Source organism: Nonomuraea sp. NPDC048826, from assembly GCF_043198225.1.
In the GTDB taxonomy this organism is placed as follows: domain Bacteria; phylum Actinomycetota; class Actinomycetes; order Streptosporangiales; family Streptosporangiaceae; genus Nonomuraea.
Window position 1 is genome coordinate 101,021 of sequence record NZ_JBICUQ010000007.1, and the last position, 18,841, is coordinate 119,861.

The 18,841-nt window shown below is 71.6% G+C and carries 17 protein-coding genes; 7 read left to right on the forward strand and 10 right to left on the reverse strand.

Going from position 1 to position 18,841, the window contains the following annotated elements; genetic code table 11:
• Nucleotides 1–60: 60 nt before the first annotated feature.
• From ACGFI7_RS25300 to ACGFI7_RS25310, 3 genes are all read right to left on the reverse strand, one after another.
• A complete protein-coding gene (locus ACGFI7_RS25300; RefSeq protein ID WP_393408875.1) occupies nucleotides 61–1,479 on the reverse strand; it encodes an MFS transporter in 1,419 nt (472 codons plus the stop codon).
• Between the two features lie 53 nt (nucleotides 1,480–1,532).
• Complete coding sequence (locus tag ACGFI7_RS25305; RefSeq protein WP_393408877.1) at nucleotides 1,533–2,363, reverse strand: SDR family NAD(P)-dependent oxidoreductase; 831 nt, start codon at nucleotides 2,361–2,363, stop codon at nucleotides 1,533–1,535.
• Between the two features lie 102 nt (nucleotides 2,364–2,465).
• Nucleotides 2,466–3,053 (reverse strand): TetR/AcrR family transcriptional regulator, encoded by a 588-nt coding sequence (locus ACGFI7_RS25310; protein WP_393408880.1) that lies wholly within the window; start codon nucleotides 3,051–3,053, stop codon nucleotides 2,466–2,468.
• An 81-nt stretch (nucleotides 3,054–3,134) separates the two neighbouring features.
• On the opposite strand from ACGFI7_RS25310, the gene ACGFI7_RS25315 reads away from it, so the two are divergent.
• Nucleotides 3,135–4,136 (forward strand): alpha/beta fold hydrolase, encoded by a 1,002-nt coding sequence (locus tag ACGFI7_RS25315; RefSeq protein ID WP_393408883.1) that lies wholly within the window; start codon nucleotides 3,135–3,137, stop codon nucleotides 4,134–4,136.
• Nucleotides 4,137–4,375: 239 nt separating this feature from the next.
• Nucleotides 4,376–5,155: an ArsR/SmtB family transcription factor gene (locus ACGFI7_RS25320; RefSeq protein WP_393408886.1), complete on the forward strand. Its 780-nt coding sequence runs from the start codon at nucleotides 4,376–4,378 to the stop codon at nucleotides 5,153–5,155.
• Between the two features lie 17 nt (nucleotides 5,156–5,172).
• Here ACGFI7_RS25320 and ACGFI7_RS25325 read toward each other — a convergent pair whose 3' ends face one another.
• Nucleotides 5,173–5,643 carry a hypothetical protein gene (locus tag ACGFI7_RS25325; RefSeq protein WP_393408889.1) on the reverse strand — a complete coding sequence of 157 codons (471 nt, stop codon included), beginning with the start codon at nucleotides 5,641–5,643 and terminating at the stop codon, nucleotides 5,173–5,175.
• Nucleotides 5,644–5,881: 238 nt separating this feature from the next.
• Between ACGFI7_RS25325 and ACGFI7_RS25330 the strand changes: the two genes are divergently transcribed.
• Genes ACGFI7_RS25330 through ACGFI7_RS25350 form a run of 5 tightly spaced genes read left to right on the forward strand, consistent with a single transcriptional unit; the run spans nucleotide 5,882 to nucleotide 12,137 of the window.
• A complete protein-coding gene (locus ACGFI7_RS25330) occupies nucleotides 5,882–6,505 on the forward strand; it encodes a GntR family transcriptional regulator (RefSeq protein ID WP_393408891.1) in 624 nt (207 codons plus the stop codon).
• Nucleotides 6,502–7,698, forward strand: coding sequence for a CaiB/BaiF CoA transferase family protein (locus tag ACGFI7_RS25335; protein WP_393408893.1), 1,197 nt, complete (start codon nucleotides 6,502–6,504; stop codon nucleotides 7,696–7,698). Before ACGFI7_RS25330 ends, ACGFI7_RS25335 begins: the two co-directional genes overlap by 4 nt.
• 16 nt (nucleotides 7,699–7,714) lie before the next feature.
• Nucleotides 7,715–9,718: a hydantoinase/oxoprolinase family protein gene (locus ACGFI7_RS25340; protein ID WP_393408895.1), complete on the forward strand. Its 2,004-nt coding sequence runs from the start codon at nucleotides 7,715–7,717 to the stop codon at nucleotides 9,716–9,718.
• Nucleotides 9,715–11,559: a hydantoinase B/oxoprolinase family protein gene (locus ACGFI7_RS25345; protein ID WP_393408898.1), complete on the forward strand. Its 1,845-nt coding sequence runs from the start codon at nucleotides 9,715–9,717 to the stop codon at nucleotides 11,557–11,559. Before ACGFI7_RS25340 ends, ACGFI7_RS25345 begins: the two co-directional genes overlap by 4 nt.
• The gene (locus ACGFI7_RS25350; RefSeq protein ID WP_393408901.1) at nucleotides 11,556–12,137 is read left to right on the forward strand and encodes an isochorismatase family protein; all 582 of its coding nucleotides are present in this window, start codon (nucleotides 11,556–11,558) and stop codon (nucleotides 12,135–12,137) included. Before ACGFI7_RS25345 ends, ACGFI7_RS25350 begins: the two co-directional genes overlap by 4 nt.
• Here ACGFI7_RS25350 and ACGFI7_RS25355 read toward each other — a convergent pair.
• The 6 genes from ACGFI7_RS25355 to ACGFI7_RS25380 all read right to left on the reverse strand — a co-directional run bounded on the left by ACGFI7_RS25355 (nucleotide 12,132) and on the right by ACGFI7_RS25380 (nucleotide 18,815).
• Nucleotides 12,132–12,560: a DoxX family protein gene (locus tag ACGFI7_RS25355; protein WP_393408903.1), complete on the reverse strand. Its 429-nt coding sequence runs from the start codon at nucleotides 12,558–12,560 to the stop codon at nucleotides 12,132–12,134. The genes ACGFI7_RS25350 and ACGFI7_RS25355 overlap by 6 nt on opposite strands.
• Before the next feature lie 29 nt (nucleotides 12,561–12,589).
• Nucleotides 12,590–13,381, reverse strand: a complete 792-nt coding sequence (locus ACGFI7_RS25360) for a VOC family protein (protein ID WP_393408906.1) — start codon at nucleotides 13,379–13,381, stop codon at nucleotides 12,590–12,592.
• A 253-nt stretch (nucleotides 13,382–13,634) separates the two neighbouring features.
• Entirely contained in the window at nucleotides 13,635–14,531 is an 897-nt protein-coding gene (locus ACGFI7_RS25365; RefSeq protein WP_393408908.1) for a hydroxymethylglutaryl-CoA lyase, read from the reverse strand.
• A 203-nt stretch (nucleotides 14,532–14,734) separates the two neighbouring features.
• Nucleotides 14,735–16,474, reverse strand: coding sequence for a thiol reductant ABC exporter subunit CydC (gene cydC / locus ACGFI7_RS25370; protein ID WP_393408911.1), 1,740 nt, complete (start codon nucleotides 16,472–16,474; stop codon nucleotides 14,735–14,737).
• Nucleotides 16,471–18,129: an ABC transporter ATP-binding protein/permease gene (locus tag ACGFI7_RS25375; RefSeq protein ID WP_393408913.1), complete on the reverse strand. Its 1,659-nt coding sequence runs from the start codon at nucleotides 18,127–18,129 to the stop codon at nucleotides 16,471–16,473. Before ACGFI7_RS25375 ends, cydC begins: the two co-directional genes overlap by 4 nt.
• Nucleotides 18,130–18,206: 77 nt before the next feature.
• Nucleotides 18,207–18,815 (reverse strand): hypothetical protein, encoded by a 609-nt coding sequence (locus ACGFI7_RS25380; protein WP_393408915.1) that lies wholly within the window; start codon nucleotides 18,813–18,815, stop codon nucleotides 18,207–18,209.
• Between the last annotated feature and the right edge of the window lie 26 nt (nucleotides 18,816–18,841).

Consider the following 18,841-nt stretch of genomic DNA (forward strand, 5'->3'; position numbering starts at 1 on the left):
TCGTTGTGACAGGTCAAGACGCTACGGACGCGCCATGGCCCGGGATATCGGACGTCTTCCCTATATGCCGGACCGGCTGACGGCCCTGGCGCCGCGCAGGCCGGAAGCGGAGACCGCGGCCCCCAGCGCGACCATGATCACCGGGACCACGAGGGCGGCGCGGTAGGCGTCCAGGACCGCTCCCGGCGAACCGTCGGCACCGGCCATGGCGAAGCCGTACACCGCGGTCACCGCGGAGATCCCGACCGCCGAACCGAACTGGGTGAAGGTGTAGAGCAGGCCACCGGCCAGGCCCTGCTCCTCCCGCGCCACGCTGTCGGTGGCCACGATGGTGAGCGGACCGTACGCGAGCGCGAAGGCCACCCCCGAGAGGATCAGGGTCGGGAACATCGCCGCGTACGACCAGTCCAGCCCCACCGGCAGGAAGAGCCCGTACGCCACGATCGCCAGCAGGAACCCGCCGAGGATCACCCGAGCGGGGCCGTACCGGTTCACCAGGCGAGGAGTGACGACGGGGGCCAGCACGGCGTCGCAGCCCATGGCGATCAGCGCGATCGCGGTCTGCAACGAGGACCAGCCGCGCAGCTCCTGCAGGTAGAGCGTGACGATGAACTGGAAGCCGAAGAACGCGCCGAGGAACAGCATCGCGGCGACGTCGGCCCGGACCATCGCGGTCTTGCGGAAGATCCCCAGCCGGACGAGCGGCGCCGCGGCGCGCCGTTCGATCACGACGAAGGCCGCCACCAGCGCCAGCCCGGCGGCGAGCGCGCCGAGGGTCGGCCCGATCCCGTCGCCGCCGTGTTCGAGCCGGATGATGCCGTACGCGAGCAGCACCATCGCGGCGGCGGCACTGGCCGCGCCGGCCAGGTCGAAGCCGTGACGCGCGGGCTCGGGGCGGGCCTCGGCGGGCACCAGCCTGAGCGCCGCGAGCAGGATGCCGCCGGCCAGGAACGCCGGGGCGAAGAACACCCAGCGCCAGCCGAGTCCGGTCAGCAGGCCGCCGATGACGAGACCCAGCGAGAAGCCGCCGGCGCCGACACCGGCGAAGATCAGCAGGGCCCGGTCGCGCCGCGGCCCTTCCGGGTACGAGGTCGTGATGATCGACATGGCGGCCGGGGTCATGAAGGCCGCCGCCACACCGGTGACGAACCGGGCCGCGACCAGCATCCAGCCGTCGGTGGCGAGTCCGCCCAGCATGGAGAAGACCAGGAAGACGCCCAGCCAGGTGACGAACATGCGCCGCCTGCCCAGCAGATCGGCGGCGCGGCCGCCGAGCAGGGTGAAACCGGCGTAGCCGAGCACGTAGCCGCTCATGACCCACGCGGCGGTGCCGGTGGTCAGGCCGAGGTCGGCGCGGATGGCGGGGACGGCGACGGCCAGCATGGCGACGTCGCCGCCTTCGAGGAAGATCGTCCCGCACAGGACGAACAGCAGGGGCCAGGATCGTTCGCCGGCGCGGGCCGTGGGGACGGGGGTCATGGGTGCGCTCCTCACCGGTGGGTGGCGGCGACGCCGCCACCCATGACCGGCCCTTAGCCATGGGCCTCGGCGGAGAGCTCCTGCCAGTCGTCCCAGGTCTTGAGCCGGCCGGCGTAGGCATGCTGGATCATCGGGTAGAAGCCCGAACCGAACAGCACCCTCAGCGGCGGGTGGTCGGAGTCGACGAGCTTGAGGAGCGCCTGGGCCGCGGTGACCGGGTCACCGGCGGGGAGTTTCCCTGCGGTCGCGCCGATGAGCCGGCGCACGTCGTCATAGCCCGGGTCGTTCTCGGCCGGGTGGCCGTTGGCGAGCGGATCCGGCCGCTGGCCGTCCCTGGTGGCGAAGACGCCGGGTTCGATGATGGTCACCTTGACGCCGAAGTGGGCGACCTCGCCGGCCAGAGCTTCGTTCAGGCCCTCCAGGGCCCACTTGGAGGCGTGGTAGGCGCCGCCGAGCGGCAGGGCGACGAGCCCCGCGGCCGAGGACATCTGGATGATGTGCCCCGAGCGCTGCTCGCGCAGGTAGGGCAGGGCGGCCTGGATCACCCACACCGCGCCGAAGACGTTGGTCTCGAACTGGTCGCGCACCGCCCGCTCGGTCAGCTCCTCGACGGCGCCGAACTGGGCGTAGCCGGCGTTGTTCACGATGACGTCCAGCCGGCCGAAGTGCTCCTTGGCCCGCTCGACGGCCTCGAACACGGCCGCCTTGTCCACCACGTCCAGCGGGAGCGGGAGCACCGCGTCGCCGTACTTGTTGACCAAATCGTCCAGGCCGGTGATGGTCCGGGCGGTCGCCGCCACCCGGTCGCCGCGGGACAGGGCGGCCTCGACGAAGCGGCGGCCGAAACCGCGGGACGAGCCGGTGACGAACCAGACCTTGCTCATGATGTCTCTCCCTGATTTCCGGTCGTTCTGACAGGTCAAACGCTACGGACGCGGCACGGCCCGGGGTATCGGGCGTCTGACCCAACTGTCCGACCGGAGCTATCAGGCGAAGGCGGCGGTTTCGAGCATCGTGACGAGTGCGTCGGCCGCGGAGGCGGTGTCGTAGCCGGGGTCCTGCAGCCGTTCGCCGAGGAGCGCGTCGATGGCCCCGCCGGTGATGAGGGCGAGGGTGCGCAGGTCGGGGCCGGGGCCGAGGCCGCGCGCCTGCCGGGCGTGGTCCAGGAGGGCGGCGAGCGGCTTCCAGCGGGCCTCGGAGGCGGGGCGCTCGTCGTGGATCAGCGCCTCGATGATCATCCGGGTGTGGTGCGGCCGCTCGGTCAGATGGCCGACCATCCGCCGCACGTAGGCGGCCGGGGCGGCCTCGGGCGGCGCGGCGTCGACCGCCTCTCCGACGTCGGCCACGAGCGCGTCGAGCACGTGCGCGCGGGCCGCCGCCACGACGGCGTCCTTGGTGGCGAAGTGGTAGAGCACCGCGCCCTTGGTGATGCCGGCGGCCTCCGCGATCCGCGCCAATGAGGTGGCGGCGTAGCCGCGCTCGGCCACCAGGGCGATCGTGGCCTCGATGAGCTGGTCGCGCCGCTTCTGCTCGATGAAGCTGAGCGGCCGGTCGTCGGTTCGCCTTTCTGCCATGGAGACCACGGTACCGGCTCGTCGCCTATAATCTGACCATACGGTCAAAAATCTGACCATCGTTCAGAACGGAGGAAAGCGATGAGCGAGCAGGACACGGGAGCCGAGCGCAAGCACCGTCGCCGCCGGAGGCTGAAGATCGCGGGCAGCGTCGTGGCCGTGGGGGCCGTCGCGCTGGCCTTCGCCCTGCGCCAGCCGTCATCGGTGGGGCACTGGAACGACGCCGAGGGCCGGGCGCACTTCATGACCGCCTACGAGCAGGCGATGGCCGACATGCCGCCGGCCGCCGAGACGATCGACGTGCGCACCGACTTCGGCTTCGTGCGGCTCTACCGCTATCAGGGCGCCGCCGACCGGGCCGGGCCGCAGGCGCCGCTGGTGCTGCTGCCCGGCAGGGCCTCCGCGTCGCCGGTGTGGGCCGACAACCTGCCGCACCTGCTCAAGGTCGGCGACGTCTACACGATCGACCTGCTGGGCGAGCCGGGAAAGAGCGTGCAGGAGGCGCCGATCACCTCCGACGCCGACCAGGCGGCGTGGCTGGACCAGGCGCTCGCCCGGCTGCCGGAGAAGTCCTTCCACGTGGTCGGCCTCTCCATCGGCGGCTGGACGGCCGCCAACCTCGCCATCCGCAAGCCGGGGCGGGTCGCCACGCTGACCCTGATCGACCCGGCCTACACGTTCTCGAACATCCCGGCCGGCACGGCGATCCGCGCCATCCCCGCCTCCGTGCCGTGGCTGCCGAAGTCCTGGCGCGACTCGTTCAACTCCTACACCGCCGGCGGCGCGCCCGTGGAGGACGTGCCGGTGGCGGACATGATCGAGTCCGGGATGGCGAACTACACCACACACCTGCCGCAGCCCGCGCTCATCGACGAGGGCGCGCTGGGCGGCCTGACCATGCCGGTGCTGGCCATCCTGGCGGGGAAGTCCGTGATGCACGACGTCGACGCCTCCCGCGCGGTGGCCGGGCGTGCGCTCAAGAACGGGACGGTCAAGGTCTATCCGGAGGCCTCGCACGCGGTCAACGGAGAGCACCCCGCCGAGATCGCCGCCGACCTGGCCGCCTTCCTCAACGGCCGCTGATCACCCGACACGGCGGACGCTCGGGGAGGTCCCGGCCTGTGCGAAGATCAATTATTGTGCTCAGCATCGAGTTCACCGAAGGGGATCTTCGCCGGATCACGTTCGCCCCCGGACCGAACCCTCTGTTCGAAACAGCGCTCAGCGCACGCCTGCTCTTCGGCGTCACCCAAGGTAGAGGCCGAGCCGCCGCCCGCCGCCTCTCCCTGCCACTGAGCGGCCTCGCGCCTGGCGGGAGCGGCGTGATCGCGGACCTGGTTCGCGCGGAGAGCTACTTGCCGGACTTCCTGCTGCAGCCGGAGTGCGACTCTTTCGCCAAGAGTCTGGAGCGGGTCCACGAGATTGCCACCGACCGGTTGGCGGCCGACCTGAGTCCGGCCGCCTCACGCCATGCGAGCCCCTGGTTCCGAGACCTCGCCTCGGGATCGGAGGCGGCGCACCGGACTCTGACGAGTCACCTGCGGACCTACTTCGCCACATCGCTGGCACCCATGTGGCCGCTGGTCCGCGCCACCGTCGCCGCCGACCGCTCCATCCGCGCCGAGACGCTGCTCCGCGGGGGTGTCGACGCCTTGTCGTCCACGCTCGGCGGCATGGCGTGCTGGGACCCTCCCGTGCTGCGCATCCCTTCGTCAGGCGCGTACGACGTCCGGTTGTGCGGGCGTGGTCTGCTGCTGATCCCCTCGTACTTCGCCCAGGCGCCCTGGCTCGCTGATCGGCCCGATGATTCGAGCGTGCTGGTGTACCCGATATGTCACGGCGACAAGGCGTCCGGGTCCGCGGACGCGCTCGGTCCGTTGCTGGGCCGCACGCGGGCGGCGGTGCTCGCCGCCCTGCGCGACCCTGCCACGACGACGACACTGGCCGAACGCGTCGGGATCTCCCCTGCCTCCGCCAGCCAGCACGCCTCCGTCCTGCGCAACGCCGGCCTGATCTCCACCACCCGGATCGGGGGAGCCGTCCTGCACACGCTCACCCCGCTGGGGGAGTCCCTCCTGCGGGGAGACCCCACCGCCCGGTGAGTCCCGTGGACTTGACGTCAGTACGGGTCATGCCACGTCTGCCAAGGATCCCGCAGTGCCCAATCGGTGGAATCCCCATCGGGCTTCGTGTAGAGAGCGACGAAGACCATCCCACCGCTGCCGGGTTCGAGGGCCAGGGACTTGGAGCGCCAGACCCCCTGGCACTCCTTGGTCAACGCCTCCGCGTCTTCCCAGCTGCTGATCGCCGTGCGCAGCCTGAAACGGGCGCAGTAGCCGTCGCCCGGCCCGGAGTCGCGGAGCCGGCCGCTGACGGTGACCCAGGTGCGCCGGTCGACGCGGTCCCTGCGCCAGGTCACGGTGATGTCGCGGAGCTGGGCCCTGGCGGGACCCGACGCCGGATACTGCAGGTTGGGCACCTTGTAGGTCTTCACGTCGACGCCCGCGTGGGCGGAGGCCGCGGCCGGCGTCGCCAGAAGCGTCGCGAGTGCCAAGCCCGCCCCCGCGGCGGCTTGGAGTGTCCGTTTCATCGTTCCCCCTGCTGTGTGCGGATGTCGCGGCCTCAGGCGTCCGGCCGCGACGTGACTCGTCAACGGTAGGAACGGCCCGCCGGACCGGGCAACGCCTTTCGTCCTGGACCGAAAGGCTGACGTCCGGAGCTTGCGGACTTCGATCCTGTCGACCGAAAATCCAGTGATATGTATGCAAAAACTTGCCCTGACGCCTTTCTGTCCCCATAATCGGGGCATTCGGCTTGAGGATGTATGCATGTCCGTCGTTGATGATCTCCGTGCCCTGATCCTGGGCGGCCGTTACGCGCCCGGCGACCGGCTGGGCGAGGTCGAGCTCGCCCAACTGCTCCAGGTGAGCCGCACTCCGGTGCGTGAGGCGCTGCGCCACCTGCAGTCCGAGGGCCTGGTCGAGGTCACCGCCAACAAGGGCGCCAAGGTCGTCGAGTACCCGGCGACGGACCTGGAGACCATCTTCGAGCTCCGGGCCAGGATCGAGGGCCTGGCCGCCCGGCAGGCCGCCGCGACCGCCACCGACGAGGACGCGGACCGGCTGCACGAGGTGGCCGTGGCACTCGGCGAGCACGCCGCCCGGCGGGAGCTCGACGCGGTCTACCGGCGCAACGCCGAGTTCCACCAGCAGCTGGTGCGCCTGGGCGGCAGCGCGATACTCGCCCAGTCGATCAGCTCGCTGGTCCACTCACCCGTCCTGCTGCGGACGTACAGCGCCTTCGACGAGGAAGCCATGCGGCGCAGCGTCAACCACCACATCGAGATCGCGGCAGCCGTACGGGCCGGGGACCCCGAATGGGCGGAGGCGGTCATGCGCGCCCATCTGTTCTCGGCGCGCGCGTCCCTGCTCGGACCAAGGAAGAAGGCATGACACATCTCCCGTTGGACGACGTCCGGGTCATCGAGCTCGGCCAGTTGCTGGCCGGGCCGTTCTGCGGGCAGTTGCTCGGCGACTTCGGCGCGGAAGTGATCAAGGTCGAGGACCCGGGCCGCGGCGACCCGATGCGCCAGTGGGGCAGGGAGAAGCCCCACGGCAAGTCGCTGTGGTGGCCGGTCGTGGCCCGCAACAAGAAGTCGGTCACCTGCGACCTGCGCACCCCGCAGGGCCAGGACCTGCTCAGGAAGCTGATCGCCGAGGCCGACGTGCTGCTGGAGAACTTCCGGCCCGGCACGCTGGAGCGCTGGGGCATGTCGCCCGACGAGCTGCACGCGATCAACCCCCGGCTAGTGATCACGCGGGTGACCGGGTTCGGGCAGACCGGCCCGTACGCGCCGCGCGCCGGATACGGGTCGATCGGCGAGGCCATGGGCGGCATCCGCTACGTGACCGGCGACCCCGGCCAGCCGCCGTCGCGGGCCGGGATCTCGCTCGGCGACTCGCTGGCCGCCACCCACGCCTGCGTCGGCACGCTGGTGGCGCTGCACGAGCGATCCCGCAGCGGCCGCGGCCAGGTGGTCGACTCGGCGATCTACGAGGCCGTGCTGGCGATGATGGAGTCCCTGCTGCCGGAATGGCAGCAGGCCGGCTACCAGCGCGAGCGCACCGGCCCGGTGCTGCCGAACGTCTCGCCCAGCAACGTCTACCCCACGGCGGACGGCGACTCGATCCTCATCGCCGCCAACCAGGACAGCGTCTTCACCCGCCTGGCCCAGGTCATGGACGCCAAGGAGCTGGCCGAGGACGAGAGGTACGCCACGCACGGCGCGCGCGGCGAGAACATGGACGAGCTGGACGAGATCATCGCCGCCTGGACCGCCCGCTACCCGGCCGACGAGCTGCTCCAGTTGCTGCACGACGGCGGTGTGCCGGCCGGGCGGATCTACACGGCCAAGGACATGTTCGCCGACCCGCACTTCGCCGCACGCGAGGCCATCGTGCGCGTGCCGCACCCCGACTTCGGCGAGGTGGCGATGCAGAACGTGGTGCCGAAGCTGTCCGGCACCCCCGGCCGGGTGCGCAGCGCCGGCCCCGCGCTCGGCCAGCACAACGAGGAGGTCTACGGCGGCCTCCTCGGCCTCTCCCCGGAGGAGATCGACGGCCTCTCCACGGCCGGAATCATCTAGAAGCGAGGAACCCCCCATGCGCTACCGGCTCGGGGTGGACGTCGGAGGGACGTTCACCGACATCCTTCTCATCGATCAGGAGTCAGGGCAGACCTTCCGCGCCAAGACTCCGTCCACTCCCCATGACCAGTCGATCGGCGTGCTGGCCGGCGTCGAGAAGGCGTGCGCGGTCGCGGGCGTCTCCCCGGAGGAGATCGGGGAGATCCTGCACGGCACCACCGTCGCCACCAACGCCATCCTGGAGGGCAAGGGCGCCAGGGTCGGCCTGGTCACCACGGCGGGCTTCCGCCAGGTGCTCCAGATCGCCCGCTCGTTCGTGCCCGGCGGCCTGGCCGGCTGGATCATCTGGCCCAAGCCGGAGCCGCTCGCCGCGCTGGAAGACACCGTGGAGGCCGTCGAGCGGGTCGCGGCCGACGGCTCGGTGGTGACGCCGCTGGACGAGGACGACCTGCGAGCCAAGCTGCGGACCCTGCGCGGCGTCGAGGCGCTGGCCGTCTCCCTGATCAACTCCTTCGCCTTCGACGGGCACGAGCGCCGCATCGCCGAGCTGGCCGCCGAGGAGCTGCCGGGCGTGCCCGTCTCGATCTCCTCCCAGGTGCTGCCCGAGCTGCGCGAGTACGAGCGGACCGTGACCACGGTCGCCAACGCCTACGTCCAGCCGCGGGTCGCGACCTACCTCGACAACCTGGGCCTCGACCTGTACGTGCTGCGCAGCGACGGCGGCCTGGCCTCCCGCGCCAACGCCAAGGCGGCCCCGGTCAACATGCTGCTGTCCGGCCCGGCGGGCGGGGTGGCGGGTGCGACCTGGGTGGCCGAGCAGGCCGGTTTCACCGACTTCCTCACCTTCGACATGGGTGGCACCTCCACCGACGTGGCCCTCGTCCAGGACGCCAAGCCGCGGGTCGGCCGCGAGACCAAGGTGGGCGACCTCACCGTCCGCTCGGCCTCCGTGGACGTGCGGACCGTCGGCGCGGGCGGCGGCTCGATCGCGCACGTCCCCGAGCTGACCAGGGCGCTGCGCGTCGGCCCGCAGTCGGCGGGCGCCGAGCCGGGACCGGCCGCCTACGGCAAGGGCGGCACGGACCCCACCGTCACCGACGCCAACGTGGTGCTCGGCTACCTGCCCTCGCGGCTGGCCGGCGGCGAGATCGTGCTGGACCGGGAACGGTCCCGCGAGGCGGTGCGGCGGGTGGCCGACGCGATGGGCCTGTCGGTGGAGGCCGCCGCGCAGGGCATCGTCGACATCGTCAACGAGAACATGTTCGGCGCGCTCCGCCTCGTCTCCGTCCAGCAGGGCTTCGACCCGCGCGACTTCGGGCTGGTCGCGTTCGGCGGCGCCGGGCCGCTGCACGCCAACGCGCTCGGCCGGCTGACCGGCTCCTGGCCGGTCATCATCCCGCCGTCGCCCGGCGTGCTGTGCGCGTACGGCGACGCCACCACGTGCCTGCGCGACGAGGCGGCCAGGACCAGCATCAAGCGGTTCTCCCAGCTCACCGACGACGAGCTGCGGCAGATGCTGACCGAGCTGGCCGAGCGGGCCGCCGCCACCCTGGAGGCCGAGGGCGTCAGCCGCGCCGACCAGACCGTCACGTACCAGGTCGACGTGCGCTACCACGGCCAGGGCTTCGAGATCCCCATCGACCTCGGCCTGGACACCGGGCTGGAGGCGCTGGGCAAGGCGTTCGACGCCGAGCACGAGCGGCTGTTCTCGTTCCTGCTGAGCAACGAGCACGAGATCGTCAGCGCCCGCGCCTCGGTGAGCGGGCCGCGCCCCGACGTCCAGCCGGTCCGCCTGGCCCAGGGCGGCCCCACCGCCGAGCCGGTCGACAAGCACGAGATCTGGATCGACGGCGGCTGGGCCGAGGCCTCGGTCTACGACCGCGCCACCCTGCTCGCGGGCAACCGGATCGAAGGTCCCGCGATCGTCACCGAAATGGACTCCACCACGCTCGTCCTGCCCGGCCACGTGGCCGAGGTGCACGAGAGCGGCAGCCTTCTCATCCGGCCACTGGAGGCATGATGGCCCAGATCATCCAGACCGCGACGGAGCCTCTGGCCGAGGTCGAGGTCGACCCCGTCACGCTCGACATCATCGAGAACGCGCTGCGCAACGCCCGCTACGAGATGGACGAGGTGCTCTTCCGCACCGCCCTGTCGCCGGGCATCCGCGAGCAGCACGACGAGTTCCCGCTCATCGCCGACCCCGAGGGCCGCATGGTCGCCGGGCAGTTCGGCCTGTCGATCCCGGCGCTGCTCGACCGGTTCGACGGGACCGTGGAGGAGGGCGACGTGCTGCTCACCTCCGACCCGTACTCCTGCGACGGCGCGATCAGCCACGCCAACGACTGGCTGGTGGTCATGCCGGTGTTCGTGGACGGCCGGGTGGTCGGCTGGGCCTCGATGTTCGGCCACATGTCGGACGTCGGCGGCAAGACCGCCTGCTCGATGCCCACCGACGCGCGCACGATCTTCGAGGAGGGCGTGGTCATCCCGCCCTTCAAGCTCTACTCCAAGGGCGTGCTGAACGAGGACGCGCTGCGCATCATCCTCAACCAGGTGCGCCGGCCCGACTGGAACCGCGCCGACCTCAACGGCATCGTGGCCGCCTGCCGCACCGCCGGGCGCCGGATCCAGGAGCTGTGCGCGCGGTTCGGCGCGGACACCTACACCTCGGCCCTGAGCGCGCTGCTCCAGCGCAACCACGACGCGATGCGCGTCCTGCTGACCACGCTGTTCGAGGACGGCGAGACGCTCACGTTCAAGGACTACATCTGCGACGACGGCGTCGGCAACGGCCCGTACGAGCTGGTGCTGTCGCTGACGCGGACGGGCGACAAGGTGCTGCTGGACTTCACCGGCAGCTCCGAGCAGGCCGAGGGACCGATCAGCTACTACCTGAACGAGAACCTCGCCCGGATGTTCTTCGGCATCTACCTGATCACGGTGGCCGACCCGCAGATCCTCTGGAACGACGGCTTCTACCCACTGATCGACGTGCGCATCCCCGACGGCAGCTTCTGGAAGCCGAAGTATCCCGCCGCGCTCAACGCCCGCAACCACGGCGTGGGCCGGATCTTCGACCTGTTCGGCGGGCTGCTCGGGCAGAAGACGCCCGACCTGCTCAACGCGGCCGGCTTCTCCTCCTCACCCCACTTCATGTACGCGGGCGAGGGGTTCCAGCTGTACTCCATCGGCTTCGGCGGCATCCCCGGCAGGCCGATCGGCGACGGGCCCGACGGCCACTCGCTCTGGCCGTCGTTCACCAACATCCCGTGCGAGTTCCTGGAGTCGTACTACCCGCTGCGCATCGAACGCTGGGAGACCGTCGCCGACAGCGGGGGAGCGGGCCTGCACCGGGGCGGCAACGGCGTGGACGTGGCGTACCGGTTCCTGGAGCCGGGCACGATCGCGATCCACGACGACCGCTGGCTGACCTACCCGTGGGGCGTGAACGGCGGCGAGCCGGGCGCGCGCGGCCGCAAGTGGATCGACCGGGCGGACGGCGGGAAGGAGATCCTTCCCAGCAAGGTGCACGACGTGCCGGTCAAGCCCGGTGACGTGCTGCACTTCGTCACCTGGGGCGGCGGCGGCTGGGGCGACCCGCTGGCGCGCGACCCCGGCCTGGTCGGGCTGGAGGTGAAGCGCGGCCTGCTGACGGCGGACGGCGCCCGCCGCTACGGCGTGGCCTGCGCGGCCGACGGCACGGTGGACGAGGCGGCCACCCGGGAGCTGCGGGCGGAGCTCGAACGCACCAGGCCGGCGCCGCAGGTCTTCGACATGGGCCCGCCGATGGAGGAGATCCTGGCCCGGTGCGAGGAGGAGACCGGTCTGCCGGCTCCCCGGCCCCCGGCGAGGGCGTGAACCCGTTCGACGGGACGCTCCCGTTCGGGGAGCGTCCCGCGCTCATCCTCATCGACCTGATGCGGGCGTACTTCGAGCCGGGCGCGGACCTCTACATGGGGTCGCGGGACTGCCTGGACAGCGCCGCCCGGGTGCTGTCGGCGGCCCGCGCGGCCGGGGTGCCGGTGGTGCACACCCGGGTCGCGTTCGGCGCGGGCGGCGTCGACGGCGGGCTGTTCTACCGCAAGGTGCCGCCGCTGCGGCACCTCGCGGGCCCGCTGGGCGAGCTGATGCCGGAGGTGGCGCCGGCCGACGGCGAGGTGGTGATCGTCAAGCAGTACGCCAGCGCGTTCTTCGGCACCACGCTCGCCTCCACGCTGACCGCGCTGCGGGTGGACACGCTGCTCATCACGGGCGTGTCCACCAGCGGGTGCGTACGGGCCAGCGCGGTCGACGCGGTGCAGCACGGTTTCGTCCCGATCGTGGTCCGGCAGGCGGTCGGCGACCGCGACCCGGGCCCGCACGAGGCGAACCTGTTCGACATCGGCGCCAAGTACGGCGAGGTCTGGGACGAGGAGGAGGTGCTGCGCCGCCTATGACACGACCGCACGGTCGGCCGGGGCGGCGACGGCCGGCAGCTTTCTGTCGGCCGGCCTGGAGGACCAGGACACGATCGTGAGAACGAGAAGGAAGACCGCCGGGATCAGTTGATACCAGGGGTCGCCCGAGGCGAGGTGCGAGAACGACCCTCCGGTGAGGAGGAAGAAGATTCCCGCGTACGCCCACTCCTTGAGGAGCGGATACCTGGGGGCGACGATCGCCGCCGCCCCCAGGATTTTCCAGGCGCCGAGCAAGGTCAGGACGTAGACCGGGTAGCCCAGCTGGACGATGCCCCAGGCGTACGGCGGCGCCAGCGCGCCCTCGTTCTCGATGCGCAGCAGTTGCTGGATCCCGGAGGCGACCAGCGCCGAGGCCAGCACGACGGTGGAGACCCAGTAGGTGATCTTCCGGCTCTTCGTCATGTCACTTCGCTCCTTTCAGCTGTTCGTCGTCAGTGCGTCACGCGCCACCGGAAGCCGTCCGGGTCGGTGAAGGAGCCGGAGTATCCGCCGGACGTCTGCGCGGGGTCGGCGGTGATCCGCCCTCCGGCGACGGCCACCGACGACAGGAGGGCGTCGACTTCTTCCCGGGACCCGGCCGCGTGGTCGAGGATCATCGAGGGGAAGCCGTCGCCGTCCTCGGTCGTGCCCGCGTCCTTGGCCAGGACCCGGCGTTCCATCAGGCACAGCCTGGTCGCCGCCGCGGCGGGGTGGAAGTCGATGTACTTGTTGCCGTAGTCGCGGTCGACCGACATGCCCAGAGCCTCGTAGAAGGCCCTGGAGGCCTTCGGCGCGGACACGCCGAGAATGAGGGTGATCTCGGTCGGCAGCGGGCTTTCCGCCGCGGGGCCGGTGTCCTTGGCGGTGGCCGACGCCAGTTTCCAGACGGCGCCGTCGGGTGCCAGGAACACCCCGGAGAACGCTCCGAACAGGATCTTCTTGGCGGGCTTGAGCACCTTCGCGCCGCTGCGGACCGCGGCGTCCATCAGGGTTTTGACCTCGGTGGGCTGGTCGACGACGTAGTTCAGCACGTAGCCGCGGAACCCCGGCGCCGCCGGTTCGGCGCCCGCGTCCGCGGCGAGCCTGTCGGCCGCCGTCAGCGTGAGCCGCCCGGCCCCGTGCAGGTCGAGGTGTGCCGAGCCGTCGTCGTCGTCGATGGCGGGGGAGAACGTCGTGCCGTAGAACGTGCGCGCGGCGTGCACCTCGGGCGCCCCGAGGGTGATGACGTCGAGCGTGAGAGCCATGGTGTTGACCATCCAGTGATATCGCGCGAGCCCGGGGCCGCGTCCGGATCGCCGCCCGGCGGGAAGCCGCGGTGGCGGTGCTGTTCACGCGAGTAACGCTAGGCGGGGCTCATGGGGCCGCGCTTCTCGATTCCTGACCGCTTCGGCGTCCGCATAAAGACCGCCTGCGGCGGCGCGAGCCGGGGTGGGGATGGTCACGCGGGCGCCGAGCGCCGCGGACGTGCCGCGCCCGCCGCGGGGGCGGGCGCGGCTCTCAGGACGGGAAGTCGCCCGCCTTGCCGAGCAGGGCGGGCACCGGCGCGCCGAGCCGCTCGCCGATGTAGGCGGCGGCCGTGGTCAGCTGCTTCAGGTCGACTCCGGTACGGATGTCCGACCGGCGCAGCGCGTAGGCCAGGTCCTCGGTGGCGATGTTGCCCGTGGCGGCCGGGGCGAACGGGCAGCCGCCGATGCCGCCGCTGCTGGCGTCCAGGGCGCTCGCCCCGGCCTCGACGGCGGCCAGCGCGTTGGCGTACCCGGTGTTACGGGTGTTGTGGAAGTGGAAGCGCAGCGGCAGGTCCGTGACCGCGCGCACCGCCTCGACCAGGCGGCGCACGTCGGCGGGCACGCCGACGCCGATGGTGTCGGCCAGCGCGATCTCGTCGGCGCCCGCCTCGGCGCAGCGCCGCACCATCGCGGCCACGTGGTCGGGCGACACCTCGCCCTCGAACGGGCAGCCGAACGAGGCGCCGACCGTCGCCGTCACCCGCAGCCCCGCGGTGTGCGCGCGGGCGGAGATGGCGGCGAAGGAGTCGAGCGCGGCGGCGATGGTCATGCCCTGGTTGCGCTGGGAGAAGGTCTCGGTGGCGACCACGGTGACGTTGACCTCGTCGACGCCGGAGTCGAGCGCCCGGTCCAGGCCGCGCTCGTTGACGATCAGGCCGATGTAGCTGAGCCCGTCGCGCCGCGGCACCCGGGCCATCACCTGCTCGGCGTCGGCCATCTGGGGGACCAGGCGGGGGTGGACGAAGCTGACCGCCTCGATGCGGGTCAGCCCGGCGTCGGCGAGTGCCTCTATGTAGGCGACCTTGTCGTCGGTGCCCACCAGGACGGACTCGTTCTGGAGACCGTCCCGGGGACCCACCTCGACGAGGCTCACTGCGGGGGGATGCATCCATCTTGAATATCAAATTGTATGCAAAAAATCCAGTTCCAGGACTTCGGAGGGTTCGATGGTGTTGATGTGCATACAATGCAGGTCAGTCGACGGCCTGCGCTGGGCGCTCGTCTGGCGGGGCCGACCGGGAGCGGGATCCATCCGCTCCCTCTCCCGGCTGGTCCGCGAGCTGGGCCCGCCGGAGCTGTGACGGCGTCCGGTCAGCCGACCGCCCGGTCCAGGTCGTCGGCCTGGCGGGCGTACAGGCGGGCGTAGGCGTCCGCGCGGGCCAGGAGCTCCTGGTGGGTGCCCTGCTCCACGAGGCGGCCGCCGTCCACCACGAGGATGCGGTCGGCGCCGGTGACCGTGGTCAGCCGGTGCGCGATCACCAGGAGGGTCCTGCCCTGGGCCAGCTCGTCGATCTGCCGCTGGATCTCGGCCTCGGTGTGCGTGTCCAGCTCGGAGGTGGCCTCGTCCAGCACGATGATGGGGGCGTCCTTGAGCAGGGCGCGGGCGATGGCCAGCCGCTGCCGCTGGCCCCCGGACAGCCGCTCGCCCATCTCGCCGATCACGGTGTCGTAGCCGTCGGGCATCGCCATGATCGTGTCGTGCAGGGCGGCCCGGCGGCAGGCGGCCTCCAGCTCCTCCTGGGTGGCGTCCGGCCGGGCCAGCCGCAGGTTGGCGGCCACGGTGTCGTTGAACAGGTAGGTCCGCTGGCCGACGACGGCCACCAGGTCGCGCAGGTCGCCCAGGCCGAGGCGGTCGACGGGGACGCCCCCGAGGCGGATGGCGCCGGAGTCGACGTCCCAGAACCGGAGCAGGAGCGAGACCATGGTGGACTTGCCCGAGCCGGACGCGCCCACGACCGCGTACCTCTTGCCTTCGGGGACGGTGAACGAGACGTCCTGCAGCGCCGGCTCCGGCCGGCCCGGGTAGGTGAAGGTCACCGACTCGAAGGCGATCGAGCGTGCGGCGGGCTGGGGTTCGGCGGCGTCGGGGTCGCTGACCAGGGGCGGCCGGTCGGTGATCTCCCAGAGGCGGCGGGCCGCGGCGAACGCCTGCTCCAGGTCGGCGACGAACTCCTCCACGCCCAGCACCGGGCCGAAGGCCGCGAGGCTGATCGCGACCGTGATCGCGATGTCCTGCCAGCCGAGGCCCTGGGCGTATCCGGCGAGCAGGACGGCGATCACGCCGGCGGCGACGAGCAGCTCGTTCAGGCCGCGGCGCAGGGCGATCAGGCTGCCGAGCCGGCCGATGGCCGACGCCCCCGCGGCGCCGAGCCCGTTCAGCTCGGCCAGCCGGCGCGGGCCGTACCCGAAGGCGAGCACCTCGCGGACGCCCTGCACGCCGTCGGTGAGGTGCTGGGAGACCTCGCCGCGCGAGGCGCGCAGCTCGGTGGCGGCGCCGGCGGCGGCGCGGTGGCTCAGCCACGGCACCCCGATGCCCACCGCGATCAGGAACGGCGCGAGCACGAGGGCCACCACCGGGCTGAAGACCGTGCCCAGCACCGACAGGGTGATGACCGGCACGATGACGGCGGCCAGCGCCGGTGCGATGGTGTGCGCGTAGAACACCTCGATGCGGTCGATGTCCTTCATCACGCGGGAGAGCAGGTCGCCCGAGCGTCCGCCCTCGATCCCGGCGGGCGCCTGCGGCTCGACCCGGTCGTAGAAGTCGTTGCGCAGCAGGGAGAGCAGCTTGAAGGCGACGAAGTGCCCGAAGTACTGCTCGACGTAGCGGAACAGGCCCTTGGCGAAGGCCATGACGACCATGGTCAGGGCGATCCGGCCGATCACCTCGGGCTCGCCGGACACGACCCTGACCACGCCCCAAGCGCCGACGCCGTAGAGCGCGATGCCCAGGCACATCTGCAGCACGCGGAAGGTGACCGAGACGGCCAGCGGGACCAGGAGCGGCCGGCCGAAGGCGAGCAGCCGCCTGCTGATCTGGATCCGGTTCATCGTGACCTCACCGCCCGGGCGTAGTGGCCGTCGCCTGTCATGAGTTGGTCGTGCGTGCCCTGCTCGGTGACGGCGCCGTCCTCCAGGACCACGATCCGGTCGGCGTCGCGGACGGTGGAGAGCCGGTGCGCGATCATCAGCACGGTCCGCCCGGTGGTGAGCCGGTCGAGCGCGGACAGGATCGCCGCCTCGGACTCCAGGTCCACGTTGGACGTCGGCTCGTCGAGGACCAGGATGGGCGCGTCCTTCAGCACGGCCCGCGCGATCGACACGCGCTGCGCCTGGCCGCCGGAGAGGGTCAGGCCGCGCTCGCCCACGGGCGTGTCGAGGTCCAGGTCGAGATTGGCCACGGCGAGCGCCTCGCGCAGCCGGTCGTCGTCCGCGTCCGGCGCGGCGACCTTGAGGTTGTCCCTGAGCGTGCCGGTGAACAGGTAGGTCGTCTGGGCGACGACGCCGATCTGCTCGCGCACCCAGGCGGCGGGCACGGCGGTGACGTCGTGGCCGCCGACGCGGATCGTGCCCTCGCCCGGGCCCAGGTTGCGCTGGAGCAGCGCGGCGACGGTCGTCTTGCCCGATCCCGAGGGCCCGACCAGCGCGAGCTTCTCGCCGGGCGAGATGGCGAAGCTCACCTGCCGCAGCACCGGGGTGCCGGCGAGATAGGCGAAGCTCACCGCGTCGAAGGCCACCTCGGAAGTGGTCGTCGCCGGGGCCGCGCCCTCGGCGTCGCCGACCGTGGGCTCCTCGGCCAGCAGGTTCTTGATCTCCTTGGCCGCGGCCATGCCGCCCATGCCGACGTAGAAGAACTGGCCGACCTTGTCGAGCGGCTCGACGAGCTGGGTGGCCAGCAGCACCAGGGCCACGGCCTCGCCGACGTCGATCGCGCCGTCGCGGAAGCGGATCATCGCCAGGACGGTCGCCGCGGTGATCATCCCCAGGGAGAAGACGGTGTCGATCACGAAGAGGATGACCTGGTTGCCGGCCAGCAGCCGCATGATCGCCTGGCGCAGGTCCTCCGACGCCTTGGCCAGGACCCGGCCGTGCGCGGTGCCCTGGTTGAAGAGCTTGAGCGTGGTCAGCCCCTGCAGGGCGTCGAGGAAGCGGGCGGCCAGCCGGTTGGCGGTGTCGCGGTAGCCGTCGCTGACCTTGGCGAAGGCCCGCTGGAAGACGCCGACGGTGATCGGGATGGCCGGGACGGCGATGGCCAGGATGAGCGCGGTCCACGGGTCGATCAGGATCGCGATGGCGGTCAGCACCAGGATCGGCACGGTCATCGAGGCGAGGATCGGGCCGAGGAAGGTGGCGTAGTAGGTGGCCACGAGTTCGACGGCCTCGGTGCCGGTGGAGACCAGGCGGCCGGTCTGCTCGCTGGAGCGCAGCGGGGCGCCGAGCCTGAGCAGGTGGCGGTAGACCCGGTCGCGCAGGTCGAGCTCCAGCCGCCCGCCCGCTCTGATGGTGATCGCGGGCACGAAGGCCGCGAACAGCGCCCGCAGGACGGCGGCGACGGCCAGCCCGGTCATGACGCCGGCGCCGGGCGGGCCGCCCGCGGCGATCTGCCCGATCGCGTGGCCGGTGAACAGCAGCAACGCGGTCGTCGCCAGGGCCTGGAGCCACGTGCCGAGCACGGACAGCAGGACCGGCCCGCGGATGGGTCGCATCAGCGACTCCACGTGAGCCTCCACAGGTGTTTCGATACGTGAAACAAGGTTTCCCAGTTCATCATCTGAATAGATGTTCAGTCAATGGGCCTGGCGCGGGTCAGGAACCACGCCCCCAGGGCGAAGGCCGACCAGTTGACCGTGTTGAGCGACTCCTCCACCCACTGCAGGGCGATCGTCTGCTCGGGCCGCGCGGCCAGCATCCCCATCGCGTACGTGCCGAGAAGGTTGAACCCGAACAGGAACACCGCGGGGGTCGCCCCCGCCCGGCGGGCGAGCAGCAACAGCCGGATGCCCACGAGGGTGGCCGCGACGGTGGTCACGATCAGCATCGGCCAGGTGTCCCGGACCGCGGCCGCGGCGGCGATGCCGAGCAGCGCGAAGCCGGCGAACACCCACAGCGGCGGCCGCCGGCCCGGCCCGACGCCCAGCAGCGCCCAGGCCATCAGCGTGAAGCCGGTGCCGAGCAGGAAGAACTGGGCCTCGGACAGCACCTCGACGTCCGGGCCGCCGCTCGCGACGATGAGCTTCCAGACGGCTTTCAGCGCGCCGCCCAGGACGGCGAGGCTCCCGCCCGCCGCGAACGCGGGATGGCGGACGTAGGGGATGAGCAGTGCGACCGCGACGGCCATGGCGATGACCGGAAGGAAGTCGACGAGCGCGAGAGAGAGCGGATAGTCCATCATCGTGTCCTCGCTTGGGAAACAGTGTT

Excerpts from the sequence above, each read along its gene's own strand:
- ACGFI7_RS25300 (WP_393408875.1), bottom strand. The coding sequence starts at position 1,479 with ATGACCCCCGTCCCCACGGCCCGCGCCGGCGAACGATCCTGGCCCCTG.
- ACGFI7_RS25310 (WP_393408880.1), bottom strand. The coding sequence starts at position 3,053 with ATGGCAGAAAGGCGAACCGACGACCGGCCGCTCAGCTTCATCGAGCAG.
- ACGFI7_RS25355 (WP_393408903.1), bottom strand. The coding sequence starts at position 12,560 with ATGACGAAGAGCCGGAAGATCACCTACTGGGTCTCCACCGTCGTGCTG.
- ACGFI7_RS25325 (WP_393408889.1), bottom strand. The coding sequence starts at position 5,643 with ATGAAACGGACACTCCAAGCCGCCGCGGGGGCGGGCTTGGCACTCGCG.
- ACGFI7_RS25380 (WP_393408915.1), bottom strand. The coding sequence starts at position 18,815 with ATGATGGACTATCCGCTCTCTCTCGCGCTCGTCGACTTCCTTCCGGTC.
- ACGFI7_RS25345 (WP_393408898.1), top strand. The coding sequence starts at position 9,715 with ATGATGGCCCAGATCATCCAGACCGCGACGGAGCCTCTGGCCGAGGTC.
- ACGFI7_RS25335 (WP_393408893.1), top strand. The coding sequence starts at position 6,502 with ATGACACATCTCCCGTTGGACGACGTCCGGGTCATCGAGCTCGGCCAG.
- ACGFI7_RS25330 (WP_393408891.1), top strand. The coding sequence starts at position 5,882 with ATGTCCGTCGTTGATGATCTCCGTGCCCTGATCCTGGGCGGCCGTTAC.
- ACGFI7_RS25365 (WP_393408908.1), bottom strand. The coding sequence starts at position 14,531 with ATGCATCCCCCCGCAGTGAGCCTCGTCGAGGTGGGTCCCCGGGACGGT.
- ACGFI7_RS25315 (WP_393408883.1), top strand. The coding sequence starts at position 3,135 with ATGAGCGAGCAGGACACGGGAGCCGAGCGCAAGCACCGTCGCCGCCGG.
- ACGFI7_RS25375 (WP_393408913.1), bottom strand. The coding sequence starts at position 18,129 with ATGCGACCCATCCGCGGGCCGGTCCTGCTGTCCGTGCTCGGCACGTGG.
- ACGFI7_RS25340 (WP_393408895.1), top strand. The coding sequence starts at position 7,715 with ATGCGCTACCGGCTCGGGGTGGACGTCGGAGGGACGTTCACCGACATC.
- ACGFI7_RS25305 (WP_393408877.1), bottom strand. The coding sequence starts at position 2,363 with ATGAGCAAGGTCTGGTTCGTCACCGGCTCGTCCCGCGGTTTCGGCCGC.
- cydC (WP_393408911.1), bottom strand. The coding sequence starts at position 16,474 with ATGAACCGGATCCAGATCAGCAGGCGGCTGCTCGCCTTCGGCCGGCCG.
- ACGFI7_RS25360 (WP_393408906.1), bottom strand. The coding sequence starts at position 13,381 with ATGGCTCTCACGCTCGACGTCATCACCCTCGGGGCGCCCGAGGTGCAC.